At 35.7% G+C, this 7,620-nt stretch carries 6 protein-coding genes; 1 reads left to right on the forward strand and 5 read right to left on the reverse strand.

The genetic code is table 11. The features are described 5' to 3' along the window. The first annotated feature begins 297 nt into the window (after positions 1–297). Positions 298–1,686 (forward strand): ATP-binding protein, encoded by a 1,389-nt coding sequence (locus tag AA80_RS06545; RefSeq protein WP_103876989.1) that lies wholly within the window; start codon positions 298–300, stop codon positions 1,684–1,686. 159 nt (positions 1,687–1,845) lie between these two features. On the opposite strand, the gene AA80_RS06550 is transcribed toward AA80_RS06545, so the two are convergent. The 5 genes from AA80_RS06550 to dprA all read right to left on the reverse strand — a co-directional run bounded on the left by AA80_RS06550 (position 1,846) and on the right by dprA (position 7,541). Next, positions 1,846–2,418, reverse strand: a complete 573-nt coding sequence (locus AA80_RS06550) for a LysO family transporter (RefSeq protein WP_103876990.1) — start codon at positions 2,416–2,418, stop codon at positions 1,846–1,848. Then, on the reverse strand, positions 2,415–2,687 hold the full coding sequence (locus tag AA80_RS06555) for a LysO family transporter (protein ID WP_103876991.1): 273 nt from the start codon (positions 2,685–2,687) through the stop codon (positions 2,415–2,417). The genes AA80_RS06550 and AA80_RS06555 overlap by 4 nt, the downstream gene beginning before the upstream one ends. A gap of 242 nt (positions 2,688–2,929) precedes the next feature. After that, entirely contained in the window at positions 2,930–3,940 is a 1,011-nt protein-coding gene (locus tag AA80_RS06560; protein WP_103876992.1) for a mannose-1-phosphate guanylyltransferase, read from the reverse strand. 309 nt (positions 3,941–4,249) lie between these two features. Then, entirely contained in the window at positions 4,250–6,436 is a 2,187-nt protein-coding gene (gene glgB, locus AA80_RS06565; protein ID WP_103876993.1) for a 1,4-alpha-glucan branching protein GlgB, read from the reverse strand. A 112-nt stretch (positions 6,437–6,548) separates the two neighbouring features. After that, positions 6,549–7,541, reverse strand: coding sequence for a DNA-processing protein DprA (dprA, locus tag AA80_RS06570; RefSeq protein ID WP_166667771.1), 993 nt, complete (start codon positions 7,539–7,541; stop codon positions 6,549–6,551). Between the last annotated feature and the right edge of the window lie 79 nt (positions 7,542–7,620).

Raw genomic sequence — 7,620 nt, forward strand, 5'->3', positions numbered from 1 at the left:
CTTTCACCCCGCTCCCCGCCCGTGAGGAAAAGCGCCCTGTGACCTTTTTAAAATTAATTGTCGCTTCCCGCTCATAAGAGGGGTAAATTGTTTTCTTTGTAAATTTAATTATACCATATGTTTTTGAAAGTGTGTTATCTTATCATATAGCTCACGTATAATAGGTTTTATAGTATATTTTGTAAAAAAATAATAGTCTTTTCACCAAAACCATAATTTTGTGGTATAATATTACTAACTTTAGAGTTGCTTACTCATGAGTTAGTAACTTACGAGTAAGTTATAGAGGTGACTTACATGTTTATTGGCAGAGAATCAGAATTAGCAGCTTTAAACAAACTATATAAAGAAGACAAATTCCAATTTGTTGTTGTATATGGTAGAAGAAGGGTTGGAAAAACCACCTTACTTTTGGAATTTTGCAAAGAAAAGCCTTTTATATTTTTTGTAGCCAACGAGTCAGTAGATAGTGTTTCATTAGAAAAATTTTCTAAAGAGGTGTTTTCATTTTTCAATCTAAGGGGGTTAACTGGGTTTAATTCTTGGGAAGAAGCTTTCATCTTTATTGCCAGTAGAACAAGAGAAGAAAGATTAGTAATAGTAATTGATGAGTTCCAATATTTAGTAAATGCGAATCGTAGTATTCCATCGATTTTACAGAAATTGATAGATCATAGTTTGAAAGACACCAAATTATTTTTGATAATCTGTGGTTCATATGTCAGTTTTATGGGAAATGAAGTCTTGGGTTATAAAAGCCCATTGTATGGGAGAAGAACCGCACAATTTGAGATTACCCCTTTTGGTTTTTTTGACAGTCGAAAGTTTTTCCCAAAATATTCTTGGGAGGAACAAGTCAACACATACGGTGTTTTAGGGGGCACACCACAATACTTGTTCACCTTTGATGAAAAGGTGGACGTTTATGAAAATATAAAACAAAAAATATTATTTAAATCATCGTATCTTAACGAAGAACCTACATTCTTGCTAAGGCAAGAATTAAGGGAGCCTTTGATTTACAATTCTATTTTAGAAGCTTTGGCAGAAGGAAACGGAAAATTGAATGAAATTTCCTCAAGAATCAGTTTCGATAATTCCAAAGTGGCTAAGTATTTGGAAACCTTGATTGATCTGAAGATCGTTGAAAGAATAAAACCTGAACCGATTGGTAGAAAAAGCAGGGGTAGTATTTTCAAGATTAAGGATAATTTCTTTAAATTTTGGTATAGGTTTGTTTTTAAAAACAAAGCATTAATTGAACAAGGATTGGCGGATTTCGTCATAAAAAATAAAATAAAGCCATTTATGAATGAGTACATAGGCCCCATTTTCGAAGACATTTCAGTTGAAATCCTGAAGAAAATGAATGTCGAGGGTAAATTACCATTCGTTTTTGAAAATATTGGAAAATGGTGGGGCAATAACCCCATTAAAAAAATAGAAGAAGAAATCGATATAGTAGCCTACGATAAGAAAAACCTTCTTCTTGGTGAATGCAAATGGCAAAATACATTGTTAGACATGTCGGTAGTTAAAAAACTTATGGATAAAGGGGCTTTATTTCATTTTGAGAATAAATTTTATATACTTTTCTCGAAAAACGGTTTTACGAAAGAAACCTTGAATTTTGCCAAAGCCAGTAATAATGTTATTTTAATAAGTTTTAAAGATTTTGTGTCCTGAGTTTGACAGTTACAAAAACGTAAGAATTCTAAAACGGGTGCACTTACTAAACGAAAAGTGTAAGTACCTTTTTAAAAGTACACTATAATTATACACTATTAATGTGTAAAATTCAAATTTTGGTGATCTATTTGATAATAATCAAAAATCATAATCATTCTAAAAAATTATTGTTATGAGGACAGGAACTGAAAGAGAAAGAATTACTCCTTGTCCAAAGGCTATTAGAGTAGTTTCTTTATTGGTGCTTTTTGCTATTACTCCAAGCATTGTGTCCATTGAAGTAGCCCCTCCAATTGATGCTGCTCCTAAAGGGGACCATTTAGCAACTAAAGGAATTAAAATTATTGCTAAAATTTCTCTAATTACATTTGCAGTGAAAGAAATTGCCCCCAAAACAGGAGAATAGAGATTGCTTATCATAACCCCTGAAAGAGAATACCAACCAAATCCTGCAGAAGCCCCTAAAGCTTCTTTTAAATTCAAGTCCGTAAAAAATATTGCTAAGGAACCAAAAATAAGACTTCCTAATATAGTTAATATTGATTGAAAAAGTATATTTTTCATATTAATTTTTAATTTTGAGAGTATCTTTTCTTCACTTCCTATGTCAACCCCAACACTAAATACTAAAAACATTAGTAAAATGGTCGTTAGATTGTTCGGGATATAAACGTTAAAATAGATGCCTGATATTATTCCAGCAACGACTGCAGATAATAACAATATCATTTAGTTTTCTCCTTTTTAAAGAACTTTTCGTAAATAGAAGTGAAAAGAATGCTTCCGATAATTGAAAAAACCGCTATGTATAAAGCGGTGAATCCAATTTCTTTAATTTGAAAAAGCAAAGTATCATCGTTGCCAATTTCATAACCCATAAAAAAGAGCAGTAAAACCGTTGACCATAAAACGGGTTTTATTTTTTTCAACCATTTTAGCCATCCTTTTAATCCTATGAAAATGCCAATTAAAAAGGCTATTAGTATTCCAACCATCATAATGAATCACCTCGTAATTAATTCTCAACCTTTTTGAAAATCTTTTCAATTTTCTTTTCTTTTTTTCCTTTCTTCTTTCTTTTTAAAAGTTATTTATTTTGATGTGAGCTGTGCTTAGTCGCTATTTGCGCCCCTTTGCCCCGCTCATCGTCCATAAGGAAAAAGGGCTTTAGCACTTTCACCCCGTTGCTTGCCCAACTAAGGAAAAGTAATAGGGCTCCTTTCTGAAGACCCCACATTTTTTAAAATTTCCCTATTTTTTTCAATTTTTCGGCTATTTTTCGGACGTCTTGTGAGTGTTCTTCTTTTGTAATTAAGATACCGTTGTCTCCTTCAACGACTATAATATTTGATAGCCCGATTATTCCCACAAATCTATCTGATTTAACGAATACATTTTTCCCATCTATGACTTCAACGTTTTCGTCGTTATCTGAGTATCCTAACAGTTCTCTTACAGATACCCAGTTTCCTACATCAGACCAAACAAAATCTGCTTTTACTACATAAACGTTATCTGAGCGTTCTAATAGGGCGTAATCGATGCTTATTTTTTCAATATTCGGCATGATTTTTCTTAATCTATCAGTGTCCCAAGGGGAGATGTTTATGAGTTGATTATAAATGTCAGGAGAATGTTTCTTCATTTGTTCTAAAAATGTGCTTTTTTTCCATATGAACATTCCGCTGTTCCAATAGTAGTTGCCTTTTGATAGAAAGATTTTAGCTTTTTCAGGGTCTGGTTTTTCTTTGAATGAGTTAACTTTGTATGTTGAGTTGTTTATTGCTTTTCCTGCTTCTATATAGCCATAGCCTGTTTCTGGCCTGGTTGGATTTATACCTAAGGTAAATAGTCCAACGTATTTTTGAGCTCCTTGTATTGCTTCAGATAGTGTGTCCCAAAATTTAGATTTGTCAGGAATGTAATGATCGGCAGGGAGTATTGTTACAATTTCATCATCTTGGGCTATTTGAGTTCCTATCATGCAGGCTGGTGCAGTATTTCTTGGAATTGGCTCCAAGATGATGTTTTCTTTAGGGATTTCTGGAATTTCTTTCATCGTTAATTGTTGATATTTTTCTGCTGTAATGATGAATATATCAGTGGGTTCCATTTTGTATCGCATTCTTTCATAGGTTTCTCTTATGAGAGTTTTATCTGAAAAGAGTTTTAGGAATTGTTTTGGTGTTTTTGAGTTTGATAGAGGCCAGAATCTTTCTCCTGAGCCTCCTGCAAGGATTATTGCTTTCATAACTGCCTCCTTTTGTAGCTTTTAGCGCCCTTCCCCGGCTCCCCACCCTTGGCCATTAAGGGGTCCCCCCTTAAGATCCCCAAGTTCAAAATCTAAGTTTATTCTAAAAAAACTTTTTTTCAGAAATCAGCAAAAGGGCTTCGCCCTTTGACCCATTAAAAACAATTTCTTGCTTTTGGAGAATGATTTTTATGGTTTTTATGTAAGTTGCGCTTAGTCATTATTTGCGCCCCTTCGCCCCGCAGCCCGCCCATTTAAGGAAGTTGGAAAGGGCTTCGCCCCGCTGCCCGCCCGTGAAGAAAAAGGTGTTTATTTTATAGTGTATTTGAAATATAGTCCACCGAGAGGTGGTAGTGTGAGTATTATGGATTGTTCTCTTCCGTGCATGGGTATATCTTGGGAGTATACTTCTTTTGGATTGTCGACCCCACTTCCGTAGTATTGTGTCCAGTCGGTGTTCAATATTTCTTGGTATACTCCTTTTTTTGGCACGCCTATCCTATAGTTATCCCTTGGCACTGGTGTGAAATTGAAGACACAGACAATGATTTCCTCTTCGTTTTCTGATTTTCTTATAAAGGATATTACACTGTTGTCAGAATCGTTAAAATCTATCCATTCGAAACCTTCGTAACTGAAGTCAATTTCAAACAATGCAGGATGATTTTTGTAAAGAATATTTAAATCTTTTAAAAATTGTTGTGTCTTTTTATGTGGTTCGTATTGCAATAGGTGCCAGTCTAAACTGTAAGAGCAATCCCATTCTTTTCTTTGAGCTATTTCACTTCCCATAAAGAGTAAATTTTTCCCAGGATGAGCGAACATGTAGGAGTAAAAGAGCCTTAAGTTGGCGAATTTTTGCCAGTCATCACCTGGCATTTTTTCTAAAAGAGATCTTTTTCCATGTACAACTTCGTCATGTGAGATAGATAAGATAAAGTTTTCAGAAAAAGCGTATACTAGAGAGAAAGTAAGATCATTTTGGTGATATCTTCTAAATATCGGGTCTTTACTAAAATATCTTAAGGTGTCGTTCATCCAGCCCATATTCCATTTGAATGCAAAGCCTAAACCTCCAGCATGAACCGGGGTGGTTACTCCGGGAAATGCTGTCGATTCTTCTGCAATGGTTACAATTCCTGGAAAGTATTGATAGGCAACGGTGTTAAGGTGCTTGATGAAATCAATAGCTTCAAGATTCTCTCGTCCACCGTATTTGTTGGGAATCCATTCTCCATCTTGTCTGCTGTAGTCTAAGTATAACATTGAAGCTACGGCGTCTACCCTTAATCCGTCGATGTGGTATTTGTCCAACCAAAATAAAGCGTTTGCCAGTAGAAAGTTTTTAACTTCGGTTCTTCCGTAATTGAATATGTAGGTTCCCCAGTCTTTGTGTTCTCCCAATCTGCTGTCAAGGTGTTCATAAAGGGCTGTGCCATCGAATCTTCCCAAAGCATGTGCGTCTTTTGGAAAGTGACCAGGGACCCAGTCAACGATGACGCCTATACCTTCTTGATGCATTTTGTCGACAAAGTACATGAAGTCCTCCGGTTTTCCAAACCTGCTTGTTGGAGCATAGTAACCTGTTACCTGGTATCCCCAAGAGATGTCTAAGGGATGTTCGCTAACAGGTAATAGTTCTATGTGGGTAAAATGGTTTTCCTTAAGGTATTCTGAAAGCTTTTCCGCTAGTTCCCTATAATTTAGAAATTGATTTTCTTCTTTTTTTGACCATGATCCCAAGTGGACTTCATAGATTGACATTGGTTCTTTTAGCCAATTTTTGGTTGTTCTTTCTTCCATCCATTTGGAGTCGTTCCATGTGTGTTTGTTTTGTATATCGTATACAATGGCTGCTGTTTTGGGCCTTACTTCAAAGTAAGTCCCGTAAGGGTCTGTTTTTAGTAAGAGGTCTCCATTTTGGGTTTTGATTTCAAATTTGTATAAGTCTCCTTCAACAACACCGGGAACGAAGATTTCCCATATTCCAGATTGGCCTAAGACCCTCATTTGATGAATTCTTCCATCCCAATTGTTGAAATTTCCAACAACACTGACTCTTTTGGCGTTTGGTGCCCACGTTGAGAATAAAACCCCTTCGATCCCATTTATTTTCATTGGATGCGCACCTAGTTTTTCGTATATTTTGTAATGGTTTCCTTCGTTGAAGAGATATCTGTCGTATTCAGATATGACCGGCAAAAAAGAGTAGGGGTCTTTGTAAGTCCAAGTATGGCTGTTGTAATCTGTGCATTTTATTTCGTATTCAAATATTTGAGAGCCTGGAATCTTTTTCTCAAAGAGTCCAGCTTCGTGGATTTTATCGAGTTTGACAGTGGTGTTTTTAGAAATCAAATATGCTTCTTTTGCAAAAGGTTGAAGAACCCTTATGACTAAGTTTTCTTTGTCTAATTCTCTTAGACCTAAATAGATGAATGGGTCGTGGCACTCAGCGTTAACAAGCATATTTATTTCTTTTTCTGTCAGTATTGGCATGTGTTGCCGCCTCCTTTTTTATTAGCGACCTTTCACCCCGCTCCCCACTCTTCAACGGAAGGGGGAAAGGGTTTCCCCCTAAGCCCCTATCCAAAAGGGAAAAGGATTTTTGTTAGTTTATTGTAAAGTATGTGCCATTTTCTTGCGAGAGCTTCCCGTCTATTTCCAACTGCATAATTGTGGATAATATAGAAGAAACATCTTCTTTTAAGTTTTCACATAGTGAGTCTAAGTTATTTTTTCCTTGGTTTATTAGTGTTAATATTTTTTCTTTTAGTGCCATTTCTTCGATACTTTGAGAGGAACTTTCTTCTTCTAAGTTTGATATTCCAACTAATTCCTTAAGGTGTTGTAAAGAGATTATTGGTGTGGCACCAGAGTAGATTAAATAATTCGTCCCGTATGAATTCAGCCTTGTTATATCCCCTGGTACGGCTAATACTTCTCTTCCGTAATCGAGTGCGTATCTTGCGGTTATCAATGATCCACTTTTTTTAGCAGCTTCAACTACTATGGTTTTTTCAGATAGAGCTGCGATTATACGGTTTCTATATGGGAAAGTGTACTTTGTAGCCCTGGTACCTGGAAAGTATTCTGATATTATTAGCCCTTCTTCTTTTATTTTGTTGTAGAGTGATTCGTTGGATTTTGGATATATTATGTCTATCCCGTTTCCAAGAACAGCTATTGTTTTTTTGGCGTTTCTTTGGGCTATTGAGTCGATTCCATAGGCCATTCCACTTACTATGGTGTAGCTGCTCAAGGTTTTGGCGATTTCAATACATATAGATTTTCCGTAATCTGTGGCTTTTCTTGTTCCAACAATCGAGACCGTTTTGCTTTTTAAGAGCGATGGATCACCCAAATAGTAAAGAATTACTGGAGGGTCGTTGATGTTTTTTAATAAATCTGGATATTCTTCGTCCCAATAAGTGATTATGCCTAAATCTTTTATTTTGTTTAAGCTTTGAACGATTTTTCTTTTGTTTTCTTCAAACTCTTCTTTGAATAATGTAGGTGATGTGCCTGTTTCTGTGTATTCTAAGAGTTCTTTGTTGGATTTTTTATATACTTCTTTGAGGGTTATGATGTCTAGTATTTTCAATAATTGTGAAAGCCTCCTTCTTTGATGAGACTTGGTGTATTTAGCACCCTTCCCCCCCCTCCCCACCCGTGAGGAAAAT

This window comes from Petrotoga sibirica DSM 13575, from assembly GCF_002924625.1.
GTDB lineage: Bacteria > Thermotogota > Thermotogae > Petrotogales > Petrotogaceae > Petrotoga > Petrotoga sibirica.

Bases quoted from the DNA above. Each gene is read 5' to 3' on its own strand.
- glgB (WP_103876993.1), bottom strand. From the start codon at position 6,436: ATGCCAATACTGACAGAAAAAGAAATAAATATGCTTGTTAACGCTGAG.
- AA80_RS06550 (WP_103876990.1), bottom strand. From the start codon at position 2,418: ATGATATTGTTATTATCTGCAGTCGTTGCTGGAATAATATCAGGCATC.
- AA80_RS06545 (WP_103876989.1), top strand. From the start codon at position 298: ATGTTTATTGGCAGAGAATCAGAATTAGCAGCTTTAAACAAACTATAT.
- AA80_RS06555 (WP_103876991.1), bottom strand. From the start codon at position 2,687: ATGATGGTTGGAATACTAATAGCCTTTTTAATTGGCATTTTCATAGGA.
- AA80_RS06560 (WP_103876992.1), bottom strand. From the start codon at position 3,940: ATGAAAGCAATAATCCTTGCAGGAGGCTCAGGAGAAAGATTCTGGCCT.